Source organism: Streptomyces sannanensis, assembly GCF_039536205.1.
Classification (GTDB): Bacteria; Actinomycetota; Actinomycetes; order Streptomycetales; family Streptomycetaceae; genus Streptomyces; species Streptomyces sannanensis.
On record NZ_BAAAYL010000001.1, the window covers coordinates 6,375,350 to 6,399,440 of the forward strand.

Here is a 24,091-nt window from a genome sequence, read left to right on the forward strand (position 1 = left end):
TGCCTGCGGCCCGCTTCTCGCAGGGGCGTTCCGCAGAGACCGCACCTCTCGGGGTCAGGCAGTGGTCCGCCGCCGGCGTCGGTCATGTCGCGCCTTCGGAAAGAAGACGGGTGCTCCCGGTCAGTTCCAGCAGGCGTATCACCTGCCGGCTGGCCGCAGTGATGGTCATGGAACGGTGCTTGCGCCGGGTTCGGCGGCGGGCCCACAGGAGCACGTCCAGCCCGGAGCAGTCGCAGAAGGTGACTGCGGACAGATCGAGGGCGATCCTGTCCCCGTCCCCACAGGCAGCCATGGCCCTTATGAGCACCTGCCGCAGGTACTCGGCGCTGTCCAGGTCGATCTCACCGCCGACACCGACGGCCACGCCGCCCGCGAAGGGCGTCACGGACGCAATCGCGCGGACGCTGTCCGCCCCCTGTGGCAGGGACGCGGGCCGGACACGCTCTGGGGCGGGAGGCATGAGCCCTCCAGGACCGGTTGGGATGCATGGGCAGAATTCTCCGCACCCCCCTCATGCGTCAATAATTACACGAAAATCACCTCATGCAATCGCATGTCTCCGTAAATGGTCGCAAGATGGCACCTATGGGAGAAGTCGCCGGTCATCGCTCAGAGTGGACGTTCCTCACCAGCCACGCCCGCGTCCTGCTCGCGATCTCCCGCGACTCGGGCGTACGGCTCCGCGACGTCGCCCTCACCTGCGGCCTGACGGAACGCACCGTGCAGGCGATCGTCGCCGACCTCGAAGAGGCCGGATACATCACCCGCTCCCGCGCCGGCCGCCGCAACCGCTACTCCATCGTCCCCGGCTCTCTCTTCCGCCACCCCGCCGAAGCCGGCCACGAGATCGCGGGCCTCCTCGAACTCCTCGCCGAGCCGCACGGCGCCGCGAAAGGCAGCCGCTGAGGCGCACCAGCTCCCACAAACGCCGGCCGCCCTGGCGGATCGGGCACGGGACGCGTTGTGCGTCAGCCCCCGGCGGCCGACAGCGGTCGCACCTTATGTGGCAGGGGGTCAGGATGAGGTCAGCGTCACCGTGAAGGCGCCGCGCACGGCAGCAGTTCCTGCCGCGGACTCCGGTTCCGCTGCCAACAGGGCGCCAGTACTGGCGGGCGCCAGACGGCCGGCGGTAGCATCCGCCAGCGCCGGTGGTGCTCCCTTGGGGACCAGTTGGGGACCACACGGTGTGCGCGATGCTGCCCAGTCTGCCTAGATGGGCACGGCCTGTGTCCGGGAAATCTGCCATTTGTCCTGACAATCCCGGTGGCCCGCACTCCTGGGGGTCAAGGGGTCGCAGGTTCAAATCCTGTCGTCCCGACAGTGATGTCGCACTTCAGGGGCCGTTTTCGAACGGCCCCTGAAGCGTTTCCGGGAGCACGCCGGGAGCCCTCTTCCGCTACACCGGCATGCTGGTGGGCTGGTGCGCGACCGCCCTGAACCCGATGTTGACAGGCATCCGCCACAGCGACGGCCATAAAGGCTTTGTCGTGCTGCCCGGACGGTGGATCGTCGACCGGGCCTTCGCCTGGCTCACCCGCGACTACGAGCGGCTGCCCGCGTCGTCGGTGGTCATGACCCGCCGTCTCGGCCGTCGCAGCAGGCGAACCGGCCCGGCGCCGGCTCGTGCGCCCATCCCCGCGCGACGAGCCGCTTGAGCTTGACCCGCACGCCCTCAATCTTCGCCGGTACTGCCTCCAGCCCCAACACAGAAGTGATCTCACGGCAGTTCAGCGGTTCTCCGTCGGTGGTGCGGCGTTCGGTCAGTAGGCCCATGACCTGCTGATACTCCGGCGCCAGCACCTCGGCCGACAGCCCCTGTCGCCAGAGGGGAACCAGCGACCCGGGCATCGCCGCCGGCGGCGCCGGGGCCTCGTTCCCGTCCGGCGCCTTCCCCGCCTCACCGTCCTGGCCTGCGTTTCGCCCCCGTCCCGCACCTCGCTGACCCGCCTGCGGGCGATCAGCCACTCCGCACTTTCGCCGGCCACCAGGCCTATGGGTCTTCTCACAATTCGGGTCGAAACGGGTTCGCAGTGACGGGGGCCACTTCATCTGGCGCACATTTTGTCTACCTTCGCCAAGTAGTTCCCCTTTGTCGACCCATTGCCGAGGCCTGCCTGACTATGTCCTACCCGCGTTCCATACCACATGCGAAGACCTCAGCCAGGCGCCGTGGCAGCCGCGCCGGCGCCTGCGCCGGTGTGCTCCTGGCCTCGGTGACGACCCTCTTCTCCCTCGGTGCGCTGCACGCGGCACCCGCGGTCGCCGCGTCCGCGCCGTCGGAGCAGACCCATGCCACGGCCGGCGTCCACGCCGCGGTGCAGCCCCAGAGCCAGGCGCGCGTGACAGCGGCGGTGCTCAGCCTCGACGGCGGGAGCCGGAAGCCCTTGCTGTACGGCGAGGACGCCCTGTACGACACCGCCAGCATCGTCAAGGTCGACATTCTCGCGGCGCTTCTGCTGCAGGCTCAGGACGCGGGCCGGCATCTCACCGCCCAGGAACGCGCGCTGGCCGAACCGATGATCCGGAACAGTGACAACGCGGCGGCGAACGCCCTGTGGCGCGAGATCGGCCGGGCACCGGGCCTGGACGCGGCCAACAAGCGCCTGGGACTGACCTCGACCAAGGGCGGCCCCGGCACGAAGTGGGGGCTGACGCGGACGACGGCGAGTGACCAGATCAGGCTCCTGCTCTCCGTGTTCGACAGCGCTGCGACGTCGAAGACCGGCTCCCCTCTGAACAAGGAATCCCGGGCCTACATCCAGACCCTGATGAGCCGTATCGCGAGCGACCAGGCGTGGGGTGTCTCGGCGGCCTCCGGCGCCGAGTACGCGTTGAAGAACGGCTGGCTGCAGCGCACCACCTCCGGGCTCTGGGACGTCAACAGCGTCGGCCGGGTCACGGTGGACGGACACCGCTACCTCGTCGCCGTGCTGTCGGACGGCAGCGCGTCGATGAGCGACGGCATCTCACTGGTGGAGCGGGCGGCCCGGCAGGCCGTGACCGCGACCGCCCGGACCTGACGAGCCGAAGCGCTCTCGCCTGCCTGCGGGCGTCACGCCTGCCTCGGTCGCCAACTGGCTGCTCATCGCCTTCCTGCTCAAGGTCAGCGACACCGCCCGCCGCCCCGTGCCCACCCCGGCCGTGGACCTGGACGCCCGGCTGGCTCGTAGCGGACCGGGCCGATCAGCTGCCGGCGCAGCACCGCGTTCTCGTGCCGCAACACGAGCAGCTCCGCATCCTTCACCGCAGTGCTGCGAAGGAGCACCGACGGCAGGGAGAGCAACTTCCGGGCCACCTTGTACAGAAGGGACAAGATCACTCGGACATGTGCCCAGCCGACGAACCCTCACCGACCCACCAGGAACGATGACTTTTCGAGCGGCACACCCGCACAGGTGACCGCCCCGTCGCATCTCGCCACCTTTGAGCGCGCGACCAGATTCTCGGAGAGATGGTGCATTGTGGTCGGGTGATACGCCGCCAGGGACGATCCGATGCGGAATGCGAGTTCATCCTTCCGCCACTGCCCGACTCATCGCGTGGTCGCAAGCGGCCGCGATCGGCGGTGTGCCGGGTCGGCCAGGCTCTCCACCAGGCCGTGCCGGGCGGCGTGGTTCACCATTTTTCGGCAAGGGCACGGCCAGCTCGGCGGGTGGCAGTTCTGTCTCACTCCGGGTGAGAGCAGCCGCGACGGCCTCCTTGGCGTCGGGCACGGGTGTCGGTCATCGCCTGGGCCCATGTCTGCCGGATCCTGTCCGTTTCCACGATGGCGATCAGCGCCTCAGGTTCTGCTCACAGGCCGGGTGCCTGGGCGCCGTTCAGGTTCCAGAAGGCGGCGGTGTACCAGATCAGGGCGATCGCGGTGACGAGGGTACCGCCAGCCAGGGGGAGTGCCCAGCCGGGCCAGCGGCGATGCCGGACCACGATGACCTTGGCGACGAAGGCCCCGTAGAGGAAGCAGCCGGTGAGCGAATGCAGTGCCACGCGGGTGTCGGTCAGTTGGACGCCGTAGGCGGTGATGCAGTGCCGAGCGATGGGCAGGGAGAGGAGGAAGGCGGTCAGGCCGATGAGGCGGTGCGTAGTGTGGACCCCGTGCGGTGCGGCTCGCAGTGCGGGCAGGCGGCCGTACATCCACAGGGCGAGAAGTAGCTGAATCAGCGCCAGGCCCAGCAGCGCGGTGCCCAGTTGGGCTTTCAGCCGTTTTGCGTCGGTGCCGCGGTTTCCGAAGAGGCTGGTCTCGTAGTTAGGGGTGTGCACGCGGCCGTACCAGTAGAGGCCGACCACCACCGCCACGGGCAGGAGAATCCACAGGATGCCGTAGAGCCGTCGGTGGTTGGCGGGGTGAGCGAGGTCCTGCTCGCCGCCGTCGTTGGAGTCGTGTGTGTGCTCGGTCACGGGGTCACCTCCACGGTGGCGGTCGTGAACGGGTGGATGGTGCAGTAGTAGGGGTAGGTGCCGGGTGCGGTGAACGTGTAGCTGTAGGTGTCGTTGGTGGTGAGGGCTCCCGACCGCAGTGGCCCGCCCGTTCCTTGCTTGCTGGTGACGGTGTGAGCGTCGGGGTCGGTGTTGCTCCAGGTCACCTTCGTGCCCGCCTTGACCGTCAGTGTGGCCGGGGAGAACGCAAAGGCCGAGGCCGCGGCCACTCTTCGAGCGTGGCAGGAGCCGGCTGTACCCGATAGGGCGGGCAGAGCCGGCTCCTGGTCATCGTCATGCGGCGGGTTGACGCCGCGGGTGCCGGCGGGTCAGAGGCGGCGTGCCACGAAATCGGCTACCTGTGTGCCGAGTTGTTGGCCCGCGCCGTTGTCGAGGGAGGTGTGCTGGCCGGTCCAGATTCGGCTGAGCCACGCTTCGGTGGCGGCGTCCTGGAAGCCGGTGAAGGTTCGGGTGACGCCCTTCGACGTCACCGCGAGAGGGTGCCGCGCACCGTAGAACCCGGCGAGCGTCGTTGCCGCCGCCTGGCTGAGGGCGCCGTGAGCGCCGGGGTAGGACGGATCCGGGGCGGTCGGCAGCAGGGGGGTCCAGTGGGGATCGCCGACGATGCCCGGGTTGTAGTGCGTACCACCGAGCCGTATGGCGGTCACGGGCCGCCATACCCGGTAGGCGTACTTGGCGTCGTACATCGCGATCGCGGTGTCGGCGAGGGACAGGTCGAGCCTGGCGAAGACTTTCACTGCCTTCTCCAGGCTTGCGTTCTCGGCGGTGACCAGGTCCTGCGCGACCTGGTTCCAGACGTTCCAGACGGGCGCTGCCGCCCAGAACTTCCCGGCCGCGGTCTGATCGGCGGTGCGGGTGGTACTGGTCTTGCTCCCCAGGCTCTTGACCTCGTTCAAGGCGGTGGCGTACGCGGCGGTGCTCACGGCCGGCGGCGCTGCCGGCCGGAACTGGCTTGCGCTGTTCAGCACGAACGGTTTGACCGAGCCCCAGTTGGTGAACACCGGTGTGGGGAAGTCGGGTGGCGTGGGCCGGTAGTCACCGGCCTTGGTGCCGGGGGTGAACCGCGGCGGCCTGGCCGCGGATCCGTCATGGGACCGCAGGCTGATCAGTCGGCGGGCGACCGCGGCTCCCACGCGTATGCCCGCCTGCTTGCCGGTGCCGTTGGGAATCGCGGACAGCCGGCTGTTCAGCCGCCGGTCCACGCTTGCGCGCTTGGCCGGGTACAGCGCGACCAGCACATCGTGGGCCGCCTGGTTCGCCGCGGCATCGGAACGGGCCCCTCGCGGCGCCGACACCGAGACCAGGTAGGCCGGTTCGGCCCGGGTGATCGATGCCACCGCGTCGTACTCGGCGGCCTGGAGGAGCGCGAAGCTGCGCGTCGGATGGACGGTGGAGGGTTGGGCCTTCGGATCGCTCAGGATGGTGATGAGCTCGCGGTTCCACTCCACGACCGACATCCCGGACCCCGGGGTGGCGGCGAGCAGGGTCGGCGAGTGAGCGGCGGTGGCGGCGGTGGACCCGAAGGCCGGGCCGGTGAGTGCGGCTGCCAGCGTGGTTCCGATCAGTACGGCGAGTGTCTTCTGCTTTCCACCCATGTTCTGTCGCTCCTTTTCGCTGGTGGCGGGCTGTGGCAACCGGTGGTCGTACACGTCGACCACTTGGGCCACTGCGGACCGGTCGGTCAGCGGACACCATGGATCGAGCGGGGAGTCCGCAGCGCGTGCCGCAAAGGAGTACTTCTGCTCCGGAGTTCGACGGGGATTACGAAGCCAGGTCCCGTCTGCCTGATTCCTGTGCTGGGGCGGGTCGCTTGGCGAATCGTGACTGGATTCACCGGGATACCGGCCCATGAGGCGACACGGGTCACCCACACCAAAGTGTCGGAGGGGTGACCGGGCGCGAATGGTCCTGCAACCTGATCACCTCTTTGCGTCATCAGGGTCGCTCGCCAGACTAAGCCTGCGGGCACCCGATCCATGCCGCAACTCCGGCCTTGCCGTCATCGGCCTGCCGTCGGGTGCGGCGGTGCCGGGTGGGGCCTGCCTTCGCGCGCTGGACAGCTCTCCTACGGGAAGTCCCCATGGCTGGCCGAGGGGCATCACCGCTCCCGACCCATCCAAATGAGGTCATCCCGCTTGACCCCCTTTGCGTCCCAGACAAAGCCCCTTGTCCGGCCGGTACTTCGTCCGGTATCTATCGCTGCGCGCGCCGTGTCGCGAAGTCCTGAACGTCGCATCTCGTCACCGCAGGTCAGCGGCCTACGCGCGTGTCCCGGTGGGGGAGTACACCTGGTGGCTGCGACCCCGTGACTGCGCCGAGTGGATCTTGGCGGCCGTTGGGCTCCGGTCGACGCTTCGCGGATCGGGGCTCTGCTCGGTGTGGGGGTTCAGGTCGGACGACCGACGCGCACCATACGCACACGCCGGTGATGCGAGGGGAACTGCCGCTGCCACAGCCGACGGCGACACTCGAGGCAGCCTAGCCCCGGCGACGTGGGCGGCGTCCAGGACGGCGTGGTGACGTCGAACAGGCCGGCGTGGTCGAGTCGGTGCGGCACTGCCTCATGCAGCCGCCCCACATGCCGGCCCTGGACCAGATCATGAACCCGTGGTGAGCCGTCGGTTTTCACCTGGTTCCGGCGAGGATGCCCCGGCGTTCACGCCGGGGTGGGGGTACCTCCCGCTTGCGGGGGAGAATCGCCTCCCGTGGTCGCGACGCGGAGCGTCGCCGCATCCGCCGGACTGGATGATTAATCCGCCTGCCGCCAATCGATCAACTACTGACGCGGTAAAGTTTTCCCAAGCCGAAGAAGATCGTCGGCATGACTTCCCACTCCCGATATGCTTTCCGGTCGAAGCGTGCCGCAGCGGTCGCGGCAGCTGCGACGGCCGTTTTGTCCCTCGTTCTCGTCCCGACCGGCCACGCCGCAGCCGCTGACGCATCCCTTCCGCTGGGCGATGCCAATCTGGAAGAGACTCGCAGCAGCCAGACCTTGGCCGACGGTGTGACACTGACCCGCATCGTCCGTGGGACCGAGCCCGCTCAGGCCGACCAGATCAACACCACGACGCGCGGCCCGTGGGTGGTCAACGTACTGACGATCGACCCCCACAAGACCCGTGGGCACCTGGAGGCCACCTACGGGCCGGACCTGGCCAAGACCGAGAAGACCACCGACCTCGTCCGCTCCTCCGGCGCCCTGGCCGGGGTCAACGCCTCCTTCTTCACCTTCACCGCCAGCGCGCAGTACCCCGGCGACCCGGTGGGCCTTGGCCTGTACGGCGGGAATCTCCTCAGCGAACCCACCCGCGGCCGCGACGAGGTCGACTTCGTCGTGGACGCCAACAGCAACCGGGTCCTGATGGGCCAGCTGAGCTGGTCCGGTAGCGTGCAGAACCGGCAGACCGAGGCCACGTTGCCGCTGGAGTACATCAACCACCCGCCGGTGGTTCCGGGCGCTTGCGCCGGCCTCACCGACCAGACCCTGTGCACCCTGCCCGGCGATGTGGTTCAGTTCACCCCCGAGTTCGCCGGCGCCACCCCGTCCGGAGCCGGCGTGGAGGTCGTCCTCGACCGGCACGGCTGCGTGGTGCGTACCTCGACGACTCGTGGCACGGAGCTGGCGGACGGCCAGACTTCCTTGCAGGCGACGGGCCGGGACGCGGCGTCCCTCCTGCAGGTCGCAGGACAGGGATGCCTCAAGGTGACCTCCACCCTGGTCAACGAGCAGGGTGAGGAACTTCCCGCGCGTAAGGGGCTGTTCGGTGTGAGCGGCCGCTTCCGGCTCACGGCGGACGGACAGATCGTGGTAAAGCCCGGTGCGGACAACTCGCGCAACCCCCGCACCATCGCCGGCACGACGCGAGACGGACAGATCATGCTCGCGACGATCGACGGTCGCATGACCACCAGCGTCGGCACCACCATGGACGAGACCGCTGCTGTCGCTCAGGCGCTGGGCATGCACGACGCGGTCAACCTCGACGGCGGCGGCTCCAGCACCATGTCGGTCGAGGGCGCACTGGTCAACCAGCCGAGCGGAAAGACCGAGCGGGCCGTCGGCGACGCCCTTGTCTTCATGGACACCCCATACCGCGGCGGCAAGGGCTGACGCTGCCACCACAGTGGCGACTGGCCCGGGCCAAGGGGCCCGGGCCCTCGGGGTCGGTGAGCCAGTCGCGGATCGCCGGCGCGTCCTGCGCCAGGTCGAACGGGCGCAGCACCACCAGCTCGCCGGTCAGTGTGGGTTTGACGGAGAAGTCGGTGTGCTGATGATCATCCATGCCGCGATTCTGGGCAGGGCTCAGCGGCCGGGCAATCGGTTTTCACCGTGACCGGGGCGGGACGGGGCGCGTTGCGGGTGCACCGGGCACAGGGGCCGCTGGCAACCTGGTTCGGGGATCAGGGGGAGAGGGCGGCTCCTGGGCCGCAGCGAAGGGCTCGACGCGTCTGGACCGCCCGGGCGCGGGCGCACGAGGTGGGCCCGGATTCGCAGACCTCGATTCTCGGGTGCGGATACGACTGACCTTCATACGGCACAGGCCGCCGCCAGGCGTGCCGAGAACTCCGAGGCGGACCACTGCGGCCGCTCGGCGGCCGGCCGCATCGCCGCCGACAGCACGGCGGCGAGCTCCCGGCCGGCCCCGTGCTGGGCGAGCACCGGCCCGACCCGTTCATGGGCCCGGCTGTAGGGCGGATCTTCGCCCGTCAGCAGCCAGTGCGCCACACCCGCGAGGGAGTAGAGGTCGGCCGCCGGCAGACGATGGGCGTTGCCGGTCCGGATCTCCGGGGCCACATAGGGAGAGGGGTCCCGGGAGAAGAGCCGCGAGACGGAGGCCGTCGTGGCATCGGGCACGCGCATCCATTCGAGCATCGACACCTTGTAGTACGGACCGCTGGGCGCGCCCGGCGGCGGTGTGCACCGGTAGGCGGAGTCCGGAGAGAGGTGCCGCAGCACCACACCTCCGGCGTGGAGCTCGGCGATGGCGGTGGCGAGTCCGGCGACGACGCGTACGGCCTCGGAGGTGGGCAGCGGGCTGGTGAGCGCTCGCAGTGGGTGGTCGTGCTCCCAGGCATAGGCGACCAGCAGATGCGGTTCGACCTCGGAGGTGTCCCTTGGTAGCTGCACCGGGCGGAAGACGCGGTCGCTGAGGCCGGGGCGGCCTGCCAGGACCCTTGCCACGTCGTGGGTTCGGGTGCTGAGCGCGGCGCGCAGGGCTGCGGCCTCGGCGGGCGGCAGGGTGGACATGTTCTCGCCGATGACCTTGAGGTAGTGAGGCCGGCCGAAGGCCTCCGCCTTGAACGCCTGCCAGCCGTTGCCCAGTGCGTGCAGGGACTCCAGTCTGAAGCCGCCCAGCATCGCGGGTGTTGCGATCTCGCCGACCAGCCGCCGAAGGCAGTCCTCGAACTCCGGCGGGCGCCCGTCGCTGCCGGGGGCGATCTCCCGTATGCGCTGGAGCAGGTCTTCGGGGCGCTGGGAGACGAGGGCTGCGGCAGCCTGCGTACCCGGGGCGGCGAGCTCGGGCACCCGGGGGACGACCAGCAGACAGGCTGTCCGCCCGGGCCATCCGATCTGCTGTCGCAGAGCCGGGGCAAGCTGACGGAGCAGGGGCAACGGTGACCGGGAGGTGTAGGCGCGCGTCACCCCGGCCGCGGGCTGCCAGGTGTCACTCTCGGGGTCGAGCCCGTCGGGCAGCCGCCAGTTCTTGCACTCGACAGCGATCAGTACATCGCCACGCAGAACGACGCAGTCGACGTCCGTGTCCCGGCCCCGGCGATGGGCGCGTGCCGCGACGACCACGGCGTCGGCCGGGTCGAGACCTCTGGCGAGGGTGTGGGCGACCTCCCTCTCCTGCTCCGTCCGGTGCGGCCCCAGCTGGTACAGCCGAGCCCCGGGAGCGGCGGATGAACCGGTGGCCGCTGTCTGCGACGGCGGACGCGGGCCGGGGGAGGAGGGCTGCGGGGATGTGGGGCGAACGGTGGTGCTGACCGCGGGGACGGAATCCAGGGCCGTCAGCAACTCGGACGCGGAGGGGCGCAGCCCCTGCTGACCGAGCGAGCGTTCCAGGGCGCGGATCCACGCATCGGGTACGTCCGAGGGGAGCCGGCCGATCTCTGCCAGCGGGTGGTCGCCCGCCGCACGTCCTCGCAACAACGCAACCGTCACCGAGGCCCATGACCAGATGTCCGCGGCCTGCGGAACCGTGCGGACCTGCGCCCCGCGGATCTCCGGCGCGACATGGACGTCCCGCACCGCCGACCGCAGTAGTTCCGTGCCACCGGCCCGGTTGTCGATCCGGGCGTAGGCATAGCCGATCAGCGTGACCGTCCTGCCGTCCTCACGCGGAAACACCAGCTCGGGCCTGATCGACTGGTGCACGATGCGCCGGGCGTGCTGGTCGGCGATCGTGCGCAGCAGAGCGAGGGAGTGGCCCAGCGCTTCGGAGGTGCTCAGTCCGGCGTCCAGCCGGGCGGCCAGGTGGTTGCCTGGCGGCAATGGCAGGGGAACGACGATCCGGGTGCCGTTCTCCGTGGTGAAGGGGGCGAGGGTCGGGCCGGAGGCCGACTGGTGCACCACGTCGTACTCGCGGTGGGGACCGTATCGGCTGTCCGCGTTGTTGGGGCCCATGACCAGGGCCACCCGGCTGTCCTGTCCGGCGGGGTCGATGTGCCTGCCCTCGTGCACGACCCAGGTGTCCTGATAGCTGATCACACGACCGCAGCGGTATCCGTTGTCGGGCCAGGACTCGGGCAGCCGGCGGACCAGCCTGTTGCGGAGCCGGTCGGTCGTCTCCATCTGCCGGCCCGGCGCGATGCCCGCAAGGCAAGTGTCGAGCGCGCTCAACGGCACAAGCCGGTGCCCGAGGTCCAGCTCCACCGAAGCCACGTCCACGTCGTCGTGGTGGACCACCACGCCCTCGGTTCTGACTTTGCGGCCCAGCTTGGAGTACAGGACCGACTGCTTCTGCCGGATCCGGGCGAACGGATTGGGCACGGCGGTCCGCGTGGTGCCCAGTTCATGGTGCCAGTGGTACGCCGCGAAGTGGCCCAGCATTCGGCCGCCGACGGCCGGCAGGAGGTGCACGACCACCGCGACCCCCGGAAGGAGCACGATGGCGTCGTCCTCCGTCGGATAGGCGTAGGACGCCTGCTCACCGGCGGGTGAGTGGTACGGCAGTACGGTGCGGTCGGGCCTGGCGGGCAGCGCCGCGGACAGCCGGGCGGGCCAGTCGCGGCCGGCGGCGTGGCCACGTGCAGGCCCCGGGCGGGGACCGGGCACCGGGCGAGGGGTGGGTGCTGTCATGGTTGAGCGGCTCTCCTCAGTTCGGCTGCCAGTTCTGCCGCGTCCTGGAATCGGCGGGCCGGGGGTGCGAGCAGCGCCTTGCGCAGGGCGCCCGACAGGGCCAACGACGCGCAGCCTTCGATCTCGTAGATCTGGTCCTCCTTCTCCAGCGGCTCGTAGGAGCTGAGGGGCCTGCGTTCGGGGTGGACGAGCTCGAACAGTGTTGCGGCGAGGGAGTAGGCGTCATCCTCGGCGAGCGCGCCCCTCTCCCCCTCGATGTCGTAGAGCAACCCCTCCGCGGCGTACCGCTGGTCACCGGCGTGGTCGCGGAAGAGGGGGCTGACCTGGCCGTCGAGGCTGCCGCCGCCCCAGTCCAGCACCGTCACCCGGCTGTGGTCGGGTGCCAGGACGATGTTCTCGGGCTTGACATCGCCGTGGGTGAGACCGCCGGCGCGGTATACGCGGGCCACGATGTCCGCCGCCTCCGCGATCCAGGCCACCGCCTGCTGCCAGTGGTACTGCCGGCGGTCGTACCGTCGGGCGACCTCGGCCAGGGTGATGCCTTCCACCCAGTCGAAGACGAACCACTTTCCGTCCACCACCCCGCGCTCCTGGAGCAGTTGGGGCACCCCGCCGCTCACGCTCCTGCGGATTGCGTCAAACCGGTCCTCCAGGGCCTGGCACTTGAACGTGTCCCCGTCGGGGTTGAGCAGCTTGGCCACCGCGGTGCGGCCGTTCAGACTCACCTTCCGCACCGTGGCGAAGCCGTCGATCGTCTGCCGTCCCAGCTCCTCGCCCAGGACGAACCCCGCCTCCCGGAGCGCCTCGGCAGGATCCTTCACCTCCGCCGGTTCAAGGGCAGTGGCAGCCGGCCGCTCCGCCTCCCTCGCCCGCTGCTTGCGTTGCAGTCGGGCGTGCCGTTCCTTCAGCCACAGGTAGATCAGCATGTTCGACCAGACCCAGTCGCTGTGTCCGTCGCGCCGGATCAGACCGAGTTCCCTGATCCTGCCGAGGCCGCGGTCGACCTCCGGATCCGTCGCCATCTCCACCGCGTCGCCGTCGATGGTCGTCTCATCGGGACCGGTGGCGTTCTCCAGCAGGTGGGCGACGGCCTTCTCCACTCCCGGCTCGTTCTGCAGGTCGGCGATCGGCTTGATCACCTCGGGTCTCTCCACCAGCGCGACGGCAGCGGCCTCCACGTCCTCGGGGGTGATGACGGAGACCCGCCGGCCCTCCAGCAGCTTCACCAGCTCCTCGCCCATGCAATGGACGTGGTACGGGTAGCCACCCGTGTACTCGACCACACGCTCGACCACCGCCTGTTGCAGGAACACGCCGTCGTCGAATCCCCGCTGGAAGATCAACCGGGCCTGGTCGGGCTCCATGAAGCCCACCGGGAACTCCCTGATCTCATCGGTGAGGTTGCTCCGGTGGGGAAGGAGCCGAGCCTTCAGGCTCTCGAAGCTGCAGGAACCCAGCGTCAGCAGCAGGAGCGGTACGGCCGGGCTGCTTGCCATGGCCCGCAACTGGTCGCCCAGGTGGGCGATCGGCATTCCGGAGTCGGACACCCGGTCGAGAAGCGTCTGGAACTCGTCGACCATGAGCAGCAGGCGCCACTGATCCAGGCCCTCCATCCGCATGCCGGTCAGCCACTTGCGGAAGTCGTAGGCGGTGGCAGGCAGCGGGCCCGTGCTGTGCGTTCCCCTTGGCCAGGACCTCTGCAGCCCGTCGAGGACCTGCTCGGCGAGCCACTCCCAGAGGGGCGGGTGGCCGAGGTGGCTCCACTCCTCGCCGTTGATCTCCACGGCGAGCACGCCGGGCAGCGGCCACTCGGCCGGGTCCTCCGGAAGCGGGTGAACCGACAGCGAACGGGCCAGAGTGGTCTTGCCCACCTGCCGTGGCCCGTGCAGGAAGCGCACAGGAGCCGCCGGGCGGCCAGTGTAGTGGTTGCGCAAGAGGGCGAGTTCGGCCTCGCGGGGCACCCGGATCCGGTCATTGGCGGGGCTGCCGGCGGCGAAGGCGTGCCTGCCGAGTTCCCCGGGCCACGGCCGGTCCTCCACCGGATAGGAGATCCGCAGCATCTCCATCTCCACTCCGGGGCGGTAGACCCGGAACTCCAGCTCCGCCTGGTCGACCTCGAACAACTCGTCCACGCGGAAGACGACCTGGTGGCTCCGCCCGCGGCTCAGGCGCACCCGGGCGGGCGACGAACCGTTCCAGCCGATCTCGACCTGGCCCCCGTCCAGTTGCGGTTCCACCGTCAGCCGGACATGAACCGGTCCCGTCCCGTAGCGCCAGAGCTCCGCCCCGGTCACGGTGAACGGCTCCTCGACCCGAGGCGGCAGCAGCCGACGCCCGGACTCCTCCCAGAGCTGGTAGGTGACCACACTGACCCTCTGCACCGCGTCGCGCAGGACGGGATCGCCGACCCGTCGGCTCAGTTCCTGGGCCTGCTTCCGCAGCGCCATCAGCCGTTCGCGGCCCTCGTCGCTGTCGATGTCCTGTGCGAGCTGGTGGTACCAGACGTCCGCGAGCTGTTCGGTCGTCACCTCGTCGTCGCCGCCGGAGGCCAGGGAACGCACCGTCTCCACGATCCGGTCCAGCCGGTGTACCGCCTCCAGCGGCGCCTCGACCACATCGGCCGCTTCGAACGAGACCAGGTCCGCGGTCAGGTCCAGGAGCAGGCTTTCGGGCGCCACGTCGTCACCGCGGAGAATCTCCAGCTCCCGGGTACGCAGCGGCAGACCCAGATCCTGCTTCCCGGCCAGCGCCGCTCGGTGCAGAGCCGTGTCGCCGCTGCTGCGGGCGGCCTGGATCCACTCCTCCACCGCGGCGGCGAGACGCGGTCGGCCGGGCTTGGCCGCCAACTCCTGGGCCACCGCCCGGTATTCCAGCGTGGCCGCGGCACTCTCCCCGTCCTGCCACAGTGTCCTGGCCCAGTGCCACCGCGCATTGGGCGAGCTGCCCCGCCGTTGCTCGAGCACGGTGCGCAGCAGCTGCAGCCTGCGGTGCGACGGCGGATCCCGCCGGAGCTCCGTCGAACGTGCGTTCGCCACCTTGCCGAGGATGTTGCCCCTGAGCAGACCCGGGACCAGCAGGAGATGGTCCGGCCGGCGCTCCCGCAGTGCCGCCTGCACCACCTCGCCGACCGGCGGCAGTTGGCGCATGAAGCACTGGTGAGCCCCGTCGACCAGCGTGTCGTCGTCGGCTTCCTGACCGAGCAGCAGAGCCACGGCGGCGAACATCCGTCCGAGACCGGGTGGGCGGTCGGTGGCGACGGACAGCAGGGTGCGCGCGGCCGCTCCCGGGGCGCTCAGATGGTGGAGTTCGAAGCCGGCCTGTGCCAGAGGCAGTTCGGTCCGGCCGAGGGCGAGGTCCTCGGCGCGCATACGAGTGATCTCCGCGACAGCCGCGGCGCTGCCACCGGACGCATACGCCACCGCCGCCCGGAGCTGGATGAAGTGGCTGCTGAACGCGAACCCGCCCACCAACTGCCCGGCGAGTGTCTGCTCCCCGGTCATCAGCAGGGACAGGGCCAGATTGGCCGCCACCACCTCGTTGCGGGGGTGCCGGTCGTACGTGCCGCGCCAGGCGCGCGCCGCCTCCTGCCATCGACCTCCTTGAGCCGCCGCGAGCCCCTCGGCGAACGACGCCTGCGCATCGGTGGTCATCCGTTCGAGTTGCGCGGGGGCGATCGACCGGGGCGCCGGGCGGGCGAAGCGCTCCGCCTCGGCCGCCAGTCCGTCGATCAGGCGGCCGCACGCCCCGCGCATCGCATCGGTCCGCCGGCCGAAGTCGGGCGAACCGGGGACGCTGCCCGACAGGTCGGTCCGGAGGGCATCGGACCAGGTGCGGTTCTCCCATTCGATCGGTTTGACCCGTGCGGAGGCCTTGCCGGCCGGGCCTGCGGGGGCGGCGCGAACGCCCTGGTCCGGTGGGGGAGCCGTGGGGGCCGGTCCCGCGACGACGGCGGCGCTGTTCTCGGTGAGGAGGCTCCCGGGGGACGGCCGGCCCTCGGCCCGGAAGATCTCGTCCCGGCGGGCCCGGTCCTCGGGTGCCGGTGCCGTCCAGTTGCTGATCTGGGCCTCGTACTCCAGGGTGTCCGCCGCCTCGGACAGCAGTCCGAGGCCGGCGTAGGCGGCGGCGATGTTCCAGGCCGTCGAGGAGCCGGTCCAGAGCTGCTCGGCGTACCGTCGGTACAGCTCCAGGGCCTCTTCGGGACGGTCCGCGGCCACCAGGGCGCCCAAGGCGTGCGGATACGCGAGGACGTGGCCGGCGTCCAGTGCGGCGCACCAGGTGTCGGCCGCCGGGCCGTGACCGTGCAGTTGGTCCAGTTCGTGAGCCTGTTGAAGCAGCGAAGGTGAGCCGTCCGGGTTCGAGGGCAGCACGAGGGCCGTGAACCGCGGATTGAGCGGCACTGCCCGGCCGGGCTCGGGTTCCAGCGGTCTCGGGGGCAAGGGGGGCGAGGTGCGGGCAGCGAGTGCATCGGCTTCGTCGTTCAGCCCGCGGCGGCGCTGCAGTTGCATCAGTTGGTGCCAGATTCTCGGACGTTGGTTCGGCCGGCACCGCTCGGCGAAGTCGCCCAGCAGTTGGGCGGCGCCCACGTCGTCACCGGAGGCTTCGAGGGCCGCGGCGAGACGGCCCACCAGCTTGGCGTCCCCACTGGCGACGACCCGGTCGCCGAGTTCGCTCGGGGCTTCGCGGTCCGCCTGCTGGGCGATGCGGTCGATCAGCAGATCGAGGAGGGTCAGGCCGGCCCACGGGGCGGTGCGCTCCAGTTGCCGGGCCACCGAGAGGACGGACGACGGACCCTGTTCGTCGAGCAGCTGCCGGGCCGACCCCAGGAGAGCGGCCTTGTTCTGCGGGCCGCTCAGCGCGCGCTGGACGATGAGCTGCTCCGGTGCCACGAACCTGGATCTGGTGTCGGACACCGGAGGCATCGGGGGCCCCTGGGTACCGATCTTCCGATCCAGCTGGGCGAGCCAGTCGGCGGCCCCGCCCAGCCCGGCGACCCTCTGCCGCATGTCGAGGGCGACGTCCTGGCGCCCCGCCGCGACGGCCACCAGCCCGGTCTCGTAGTAGAGCCTCCAGTCCTCTTCTCCGAGAGCGCGCCGACGCGAGACCAGAGCGAGTGCGTCGTCGAGTCGCCGTTCCTCGCGCCAGATCTTCATCAGGAGCAGGCGGCCCGGAGTCCTGGGAGCCGCCTCGACGAGGGCGCGCAGCAGCCACTCCGCGTCGGACCGGTGGCCGGCCTCGTACATCCTCTTGGCCAGCGACTCGAAGGTCTGCGACGCCGTGAGGGCGATCCGAGCGGGCGGCGGAGGGCCGGTCCGGACGGCGGCGTACGGGGAGGAGGGAACCGGACGGCCCGCCGCGGCCAGCCGCTCGGCGGCCACGGACCACACGGCCTGCGGCGGCTGGTCGCCGCTGTCCAGCGCCTGCTCCAGCGTGCGGGCGGCGCCGTCCGGATCGCCGAGCAGATCGAGGGCGCACGCACGGTTCCACAGCAGCCAGCCGGTGGCGTCGGCGGGCAGCAGGCTGTCCGTCCAGCCCGCCGCGAGTTCGGCGTCACCGGCCCGGCATGCCCACCCGATGGCGCAGACCGCGGCGGCCTGCGCGGCGAGGCCGGTCGCGACGGCGGACCAGTCGGCGAAGGCGTGCGCAGCCTCCAGCGGACTCTCCGTCCTCATCAACGCGGCCTGCAACCCGTCCGGCAGGCTGACCGACGTCGGAGGAAGCAGGTCCTCATGGAGCAGGATCGGCGGCAGGACGTCGAGGCGGGGCGGTTGCCCCGGGCGCGGCGCGACCGGCCCGGACACCGCCGGGCGGGCGGACAGATCGTGCGTCAGCCGGCGGTCCAGCTGCACCAGGTGCTGGGCCGGTGCCCCCAAGGCCACCAGCCGGTCCCGTAGTTCACACGCCCTCGGCGCGTCGCCGCTCGCGACTGCGACCAGGGCGAGGTCGAAGTCCAGCATCCAGTCGGCGGCGCCGCGTGAGCGCACTCGCTCCACGAACTGCTCGGCGTCGGCCAGCCGGCGCTCCTCCCGGTAGATCTTCATCAGCAGCGAGCGCCCGGGCGCCGTCGGCGACACCTCCGTCAGTGTCTCCAGAAGCAGCTCGGCGTCGGCGGTGCGTCCGCTCAGCCGGAGCTGCTTCGCGGTGGCTTCGAATCGCTGTGCGGCGAAGGCGTCGATCCGAGCCTCCGGCGCCGGGCCCTGCCTGAGCGGCTCGCGGAACGGGGAGGGCCGCCCGGCGGCCCGGAAGAGGTCCACCACCGGCTGCAGGACCAGCTGGGGCGGACTGTCCCCCAGCCGGGCGACGGCCTCGAAGGCGGTGACGGCGCCGTCGATGTCACCGAGCGCGCCGCGCGCACATCCCTCGTTCCAGTACCGGGTCGCCGAACGGCCGGCCCGAGCTGCCAGACGCCCGTGCTGCTCCAGCGCGTGCTCCGGGCGCCCGTCGAGGACAGCCCACCCCATGGCACAGACCGCGGCGGCCTGCTGCACCGGACCCGAGCCCGTGGACGCCAGCGCTTCGAATGCCTCTGCCGCCTTCCGCGGATCGGTGACGCTGCGGAGCGCGGTGGACAGCAGCGGGTGCCATGTGTCCTCCAGCAACTCCGAGAGCAGGACGATCGGCGGGACCGCAGCCGGTCCTGAGCCATGTCGGGGGTAGGTCGCCTCGGCGGGCGTGCGCACCCCGAGTGTTACGCCGGCGGCGGTCTTCGGGGGAGCCAGCCGGGCCGCCGACTCCTCTGCCAAGGCCAGCAATTGCGCTGCGGCGTCCTCGTCGTCCGTCCGCTCGGCCGTATCGACGATCGATACGAGGCGGGCCAGACCGGAGCTCAACTCCTCGTCGCGTTCGACGCCCGCGGCCGGCTCGGCCAGCTCGGCCAGCTTGGCACGCAGCGCACTGGTCCGCTCCAGACGCTCGCCCCGCAGCACCAGTGGCCGGGCCAGGTCCAGAAGGGAGTCGACCTGCCCGGTCCACCCCTGCGCCACCTGGCCGCGGACCTCCTTCAGCAGCTCCAGCAGTTCAGGGCTTCTCCCGATATGACGTGCAATGCCGTCGAGGCGGCTGCGGAGCGATTTCAGGTACCGCTGAACCTCGGCCACCGCGCCGCCCTCGCGCCCGGTCTCTCCGAGCACCAGGGCAGGACGAAGGATCTGGTCCGTCTCGAGGGGGGACAGGTGCTCCTCGAGCAGATCCAGTACGGGAGCCGCGTCGAAAACGTCGGTGCCGTCGTCGGTGAGGTCCAGCAGGACCATGGGGAGGAGAATGCGGGCCGACTCGGGCAGCTGCGCGGTTTCACCGTCGCCGAGCTGCAACGCCGGTGGCGGCGGAGCCTCTTGTACGACATCGGCGAGCGCCACCACCTCTCGCATGCGGGCAGCGATGCGGGCGGCGGCATCCACCGCTTGCTGCCAGCGGAGCCCGCCCACGGCCAGGGATTTGGGCAGGGAGTTGTTGACCGACCTGACGGCGTCGGCCGGGGACCTGGTCAGCAGAAGGCAGGCGGACGGCCCCTCTTCGGATAATTCCTGCAGCGGGCGCAGAAACAACTCCTTGCCCAGCACGCGGTCTGCGGCCGCCGCGTCCCGGACCTCTCCGGCGAGCCTGCGTTCGGCCTCGCGCAGCAGCCTGCCCTGGGCGGCCCGGAGCGCCGGCCGCCCGCCTGCTGACACGACCGTCTGCAGGGCCGACTTCAACGAACGGGGCAGGGCTTCGTCTCCGAGGAAGCCGCCGGTGGCGAAGCGGCCGGTCCATGCGAAGTACCAGAAGTCGAGCAACGCCCCGATGCCGTTCCGGTCGTCGGCGGTGAAGGCGCGGGCCAGGGACTCCACGTGGCGTACGGCGAGGGATTCGTCCGGCGTGACGGCGTAGGCGTGGGAAAGCGCCTCTCTGGCCATGACCACTGCGACCGGCGCGGCGGCCGCCGCGAGACCGGGCTCCAGTGAGGCGTCGGTGGAGAGCGACGTCGCGTAGCGGTCGGCAGCCGATGCCCACTCGATGATCTCGCTCACCGTGCCCCCGTGCGAGTGAAGCGTAGGACTGACGAACGGTGCCTGGGGTCATGGCTTCCCGCATCTTGTGGCACCGCTGCGCCGACGGACAGCTGAGGCGCAGTCAGTCGAACCTACCAGCTCCTTCGTACCGCACACCCGGCGGGGCTGCCTCGGAGGTGCGCTCACGACGAGCGTGGATCGGGCGGGTCTGGACCATCGTACGGCTGCTCTCCGAGCGTGGCAGGAGTCGGCTGTACCCGGTCGCCGGGTAGAGCCGGCTCCTGGCCATCGTCATGCGGCGCGTTGACGCCGCGGGCGCGGACGGTCAGAGGTGGCGTGCCACGAAATCGGCCACGTGCCCGCCGAGTTGTTGGCCGGCGCGGCGGTCAACGTCGCCGAGGCGGCCGGACTGGCCGTGACAGCCTGTCGAGCGCAGGTAAGAACGGGACTTGTCCCGGCACAGCGCGGTGAAGCAGGAACCCGCCGAGACGGTCAACGGGTGGCGCGCACGGTGGCCGGGGTGAGGATCAGGGCAGGGACCGTACCGGCGCCCATCGCGTCGCTCGACGCGGCCTCACCGGCCGGCTGACCTTCACGGAACGCGACCGGGCCGTCCGGAACGCGCCGCCTCGCCGACACGGCCCGGGGCTCAGCCCCGGGCGGCCGTTCCGGGCCGTCCGGTCGCCCGCCGGTGCACTTCCCGTACGGCCTCCACCAGCACCGGGGCGTGCGGTGCGAGCACACTGTCGCGGTGCCATGCCAGCAGCAGCCGCATCCGCACGGACCCGCCGGCGATGGGCCGCACCGCGATGCCCTCGCCGCCCCTGTACGAGGCCTGGCAGGCGGAGACCGCGCGCCCGGCCGCGACCAGCTCCGTCCGCATGCCGGTCTGCTCCAGCCGGTAGCGCGCACGCGGGCGGAAGCCCGCGCGTTCGCACTCGTCCAGCAGATGCTCGGGCCAGCCGGTGCCGTCCGAAGGTGACAGCACCCAGTCCTCGTCGGCGAGATCCGCGAGCCTCACCTCCTCCTGGGCGGCCGCCGGGTGCCCGGCGGGCAGTGCCACATGGACGGGCTCCGTGGTCACCTCGGCGTACCGCACGACCGGCTGCGGGCGCAGCTCGAAGCCCGGGTAGTCGGCGAGCATCGCGCCGTCGAGCCGGCCGGTGGCGATACGGTCGAGCAGCCGCCCGGTGTAGTAGGCGACCTGGAGCTCGGTGCGGGCCCCGGGCAGCAGCGCCGCTATCCGCTCCATGACCTCCAGCGTCAGCGGACTCTCGTACGCGCCGAAGCGCACCACCGACTGCGGCCCGGCCTGCCCCGGGGCGCGGTCCAGCAGGTCGTCGATGTTGCGGAGAGCCGCGCGCGTACGCGACATCACGTACTCGCCGAACGGCGTCGGCCGCACCCCGTGCCGCCCCCGTGTGAACACCTCTCCGTCCAGGAACGCCTCGATACGACGGAGTTGGGAGCTCAACGCGGGCTGCGAGATGCCCAGCGCCGCGGCGGCCCGGGTGACGCTGCCGTGCTCGGCGATGGCGCTGAGCGCCCGGAGGTGTCGTATTTCGAGTTGCACGGATGCACCCTAACTTTCCATAACTCCTTGGTGTTATGACGGTTTGGGATTACTCGCGGGACACGTGGTGAGGCAAGGTCAGCCGAACACCCCGCGCCGCCCAGAGAAACAGGAGGCCAGAGTGCGCATGCGCACGATCCCCACCCTGCTGCTGTCCGCCGCCCTCACGGCGGGCGTCCTCGCCACCACCGTGGCGCCCGCCACCGCCGCGGACACGGCTGCCACCGCCGCGGCGTCCTTCGAGGACGAGCTGCGCGCGATACCCGGTGTGACCGTCACCGGCGTCACCGACAAGGGCGGCTTCCCGCTCTACTCGCTCACCATCACGCAGCCGATCGACCATGGCAAGCCCGAGCTCGGCACCTTCGAGCAGCGCTTCACCCTCTGGCACAAGTCGGCCGGCAAGCCCGTCGTCTTCTACACCGGCGGCTACGGCCTCTCCAGCTCCACCCGTGAGCCCACCGCGATCCTCGACGCCAACCAGCTCAGTGTCGAGCACCGCTTCTTCGGTCCCTCCCGGCCCGCCGACGTCGACTGGTCGAAGATGACCGTCTGGCAGGAGGCGAGCGACGAGCACGCCATCGTCGAGGCGATCCGCCCGCTGTACGACAAGAGCTCCAAGTGGCTCGGCACCGGTGGCAGCAAGGGCGGCATGACGCAGACCTATCACCGCCGCTACTACCCCGACGACCTCGACGCGGTCGTCGCCTACGTCGCTCCCAACGATGCCAACAACAGTGACGACAACGGCTATGAGCGGTTCTTCGAGACCGTCGGTACGAAGGAGTGCCGCGACGCGCTGAACGCGGTCCAGCGCGCGATGCTCGAACGCCGGGACACCCTGCTGCCCAAGTTCGAGGCGACGGCGAAGGAGAAGGGCTACACCTTCTCCAACACTCTCGGCACCACCGACCGTGCCTACGAGTTCGCCGTCCTGGACCAGGTCTGGAACTTCTGGCAGTCCGGCACCGCCGCCGACTGCCCGACCGTCCCCGACGCCGGGACCGTGTCCGACGACGACCTCTACAAGTGGTCGCTCGGCCATGGCCTGTCCGTCTACGAGGACAGCTCACTCGGCGCCAACGGCTCCGGCCCCTACTACCGGCAGGCCGCCGCTCAGCTGGGCTGGGCCGACCTGAAGTTCAAGCACCTCAAGGGCGTCCGCCACTATCCGGACATCTACCAGCCCAATTCGGTGCTGCCCGCCGACATGCGCACCGATTACAGCGGCAAAGCAATCTCCGACGTCGACAAGTGGGTGCGGACCGACTCCGAGCGCATGATGTTCGTCTACGGGCAGAACGACCCGTGGAGTGCCGAGCAGTTCGAGCCGAGCTCCCACGATTCGTACAAGTACGTCGTTCCCGGTTCCAACCACGGCGCCCGTATCTCCGCCCTGCCCGCCGACCAGCGGGACGAGGCAATCGCCACGCTCGAGCGCTGGGCCGGACAGTGAGAGTTCGTCCGCTGGACGTCCGACGTCCGTCGCAGGTAGGGAGTTGTTGTCGAAAGCGTGATCCTGATCAGTTTCAGGCAAGCCTGGTCAGCCCCCGCATCGCAAGGTTAGGCTCCACTCTGATCGCTCACGATCTGCTGTGATCACGTCTGACAACTTCGTGCCGCAGCCGGCCACCTACCCGTGGCCGGCTGCGGTGCGCCTGCCCCCTGGGAGGCGATGCGATGAAAGACATGGACTCGGTGTTCGCCGAGACCAATGAACTGCGGCAAGGCCTTGGAGAGCGGTCGTCGTACTGCGAGCCGGATCACCTGCAGCGTTTGGCGCGCCGGCTCGAGGGCTCCCGTCATCTGAGGGCGCAGCCCGTGGTCCAGGCGTTTCTCGAGGACATACGCTCCTTCACCCCCGGCAGCCGGCTCCAGGCCACCAAGGAGCACATCAACACCCGCCGGGACAACCACGTCTTCTCGCTGTTCAACGCCTCGTACTTTCCGCGGCTTTCGCTGGACTACCTCACCTACGAGACGCTGCCGACCGATCCGCACCTCGCCGAGCGGTACGCGAGCAACACGATGCCGGTCAACATCACCGGCCGGTCCGCCGGCTTCGGGTCCCGCGTCGTCGTGGCACTCTTCCCGGAGAACCACATCGACGGCCTTCAGGAGCCGGACGACCTCATCTTCTATTTCATCGACAAGTTCGTCGAGCGGCATCTCCGGACAACCCGGAAGATGATCAATTCGGTGATGGCTCCGGGCAGCTTCCCGCTCATCCAGAACGCGACGCACCGGCAGGTCGAGCAGGCATCGTCCTGGTGGGTGCGGTTGCACGAGTACCACCACCGGCAGGGCGACATGCCCATCCCCGACTTCCTCCCGGCCAAGAAGGCCAAGCCACTGGCCGGTCTGGAGGAGCTGCGGGTCGATGTCTCCGGCATCCTGGTGCTGCTGACGGACGACAAGCTGCCGCAGGAGGAGGCGCGCCGCGCCTATGAGTTCGTGCTGGCCGAGCGGTTGCTGCGGTACGCGGTCGAGGGCATCCCGCGACCCAATTACGATGCGGTGGCCTCGCAGCTGCTCTTCAATTATCTGGCTCGGCACGACGGCATCCGGATCGAGTCGGGGCTGATCCACCTGGGCCGGCGGATCGTCGAAATCCTGGCCGCGTTCCTCGCCGAGATCCAGGACATCGAGCGCAGGATCCACGAGGAGCCGGTGGAATCGGTCCAGAAGCGGCTTCTCGAATTCACCAATCTGTACACGGACTACGATCCCGTGGCCCGCGATTACCGCCACATCCCGTACTTCGCCGAGATCAAGGCGAAGCTGGGCGTTTAGTAC

The 24,091-nt window shown here is 70.2% G+C and carries 15 protein-coding genes; 6 read left to right on the forward strand and 9 right to left on the reverse strand.

What is annotated here, in order from left to right; genetic code table 11:
• Positions 1-82: 82 nt before the first annotated feature.
• Positions 83-460 (reverse strand): STAS domain-containing protein, encoded by a 378-nt coding sequence (locus ABD858_RS29810; protein WP_345043301.1) that lies wholly within the window; start codon positions 458-460, stop codon positions 83-85.
• Between the two features lie 125 nt (positions 461-585).
• On the opposite strand from ABD858_RS29810, the gene ABD858_RS29815 reads away from it, so the two are divergent.
• The 3 genes from ABD858_RS29815 (at position 586) to ABD858_RS29825 (ending at position 3,020) form a co-directional block, all read left to right on the forward strand.
• Positions 586-906 carry a helix-turn-helix transcriptional regulator gene (locus ABD858_RS29815; protein WP_345043303.1) on the forward strand — a complete coding sequence of 107 codons (321 nt, stop codon included), beginning with the start codon at positions 586-588 and terminating at the stop codon, positions 904-906.
• 500 nt (positions 907-1,406) lie between these two features.
• Positions 1,407-1,655 (forward strand): hypothetical protein, encoded by a 249-nt coding sequence (locus ABD858_RS29820; RefSeq protein WP_345043306.1) that lies wholly within the window; start codon positions 1,407-1,409, stop codon positions 1,653-1,655.
• A gap of 465 nt (positions 1,656-2,120) precedes the next feature.
• Positions 2,121-3,020 (forward strand): serine hydrolase, encoded by a 900-nt coding sequence (locus ABD858_RS29825; RefSeq protein ID WP_345043308.1) that lies wholly within the window; start codon positions 2,121-2,123, stop codon positions 3,018-3,020.
• 772 nt (positions 3,021-3,792) lie between these two features.
• On the opposite strand, the gene ABD858_RS29830 is transcribed toward ABD858_RS29825, so the two are convergent.
• The 3 genes from ABD858_RS29830 to ABD858_RS29840 all read right to left on the reverse strand — a co-directional run bounded on the left by ABD858_RS29830 (position 3,793) and on the right by ABD858_RS29840 (position 6,029).
• Positions 3,793-4,395 carry a DUF6529 family protein gene (locus ABD858_RS29830; protein WP_345043310.1) on the reverse strand — a complete coding sequence of 201 codons (603 nt, stop codon included), beginning with the start codon at positions 4,393-4,395 and terminating at the stop codon, positions 3,793-3,795.
• Positions 4,392-4,643 (reverse strand): cupredoxin domain-containing protein, encoded by a 252-nt coding sequence (locus ABD858_RS29835; protein WP_345043312.1) that lies wholly within the window; start codon positions 4,641-4,643, stop codon positions 4,392-4,394. The genes ABD858_RS29830 and ABD858_RS29835 overlap by 4 nt, the downstream gene beginning before the upstream one ends.
• Positions 4,644-4,742: 99 nt before the next feature.
• On the reverse strand, positions 4,743-6,029 hold the full coding sequence (locus ABD858_RS29840; protein ID WP_345043314.1) for a vanadium-dependent haloperoxidase: 1,287 nt from the start codon (positions 6,027-6,029) through the stop codon (positions 4,743-4,745).
• A 1,226-nt stretch (positions 6,030-7,255) separates the two neighbouring features.
• Here ABD858_RS29840 and ABD858_RS29845 point away from each other — a divergent pair.
• Positions 7,256-8,545 (forward strand): phosphodiester glycosidase family protein, encoded by a 1,290-nt coding sequence (locus ABD858_RS29845; protein ID WP_345043317.1) that lies wholly within the window; start codon positions 7,256-7,258, stop codon positions 8,543-8,545.
• On the opposite strand, the gene ABD858_RS29850 is transcribed toward ABD858_RS29845, so the two are convergent.
• The 5 genes from ABD858_RS29850 to ABD858_RS29870 all read right to left on the reverse strand — a co-directional run bounded on the left by ABD858_RS29850 (position 8,511) and on the right by ABD858_RS29870 (position 21,295).
• Entirely contained in the window at positions 8,511-8,717 is a 207-nt protein-coding gene (locus ABD858_RS29850; protein ID WP_345043319.1) for a hypothetical protein, read from the reverse strand. The genes ABD858_RS29845 and ABD858_RS29850 overlap by 35 nt on opposite strands.
• 245 nt (positions 8,718-8,962) lie before the next feature.
• Positions 8,963-11,737, reverse strand: a complete 2,775-nt coding sequence (locus ABD858_RS29855; protein ID WP_345043321.1) for a serine/threonine-protein kinase — start codon at positions 11,735-11,737, stop codon at positions 8,963-8,965.
• Positions 11,734-19,740, reverse strand: coding sequence for a hypothetical protein (locus tag ABD858_RS29860; protein ID WP_345043324.1), 8,007 nt, complete (start codon positions 19,738-19,740; stop codon positions 11,734-11,736). Before ABD858_RS29860 ends, ABD858_RS29855 begins: the two co-directional genes overlap by 4 nt.
• A 474-nt stretch (positions 19,741-20,214) precedes the next feature.
• Entirely contained in the window at positions 20,215-20,361 is a 147-nt protein-coding gene (locus tag ABD858_RS29865) for a hypothetical protein (RefSeq protein WP_345043326.1), read from the reverse strand.
• 10 nt (positions 20,362-20,371) lie between these two features.
• Complete coding sequence (locus tag ABD858_RS29870; RefSeq protein ID WP_345043328.1) at positions 20,372-21,295, reverse strand: LysR family transcriptional regulator; 924 nt, start codon at positions 21,293-21,295, stop codon at positions 20,372-20,374.
• A gap of 127 nt (positions 21,296-21,422) precedes the next feature.
• On the opposite strand from ABD858_RS29870, the gene ABD858_RS29875 reads away from it, so the two are divergent.
• A complete protein-coding gene (locus tag ABD858_RS29875; RefSeq protein ID WP_345043330.1) occupies positions 21,423-22,751 on the forward strand; it encodes a S28 family serine protease in 1,329 nt (442 codons plus the stop codon).
• Between the two features lie 224 nt (positions 22,752-22,975).
• Positions 22,976-24,088, forward strand: a complete 1,113-nt coding sequence (locus ABD858_RS29880; RefSeq protein WP_345043333.1) for a DUF6421 family protein — start codon at positions 22,976-22,978, stop codon at positions 24,086-24,088.
• Positions 24,089-24,091: the final 3 nt, after the last annotated feature.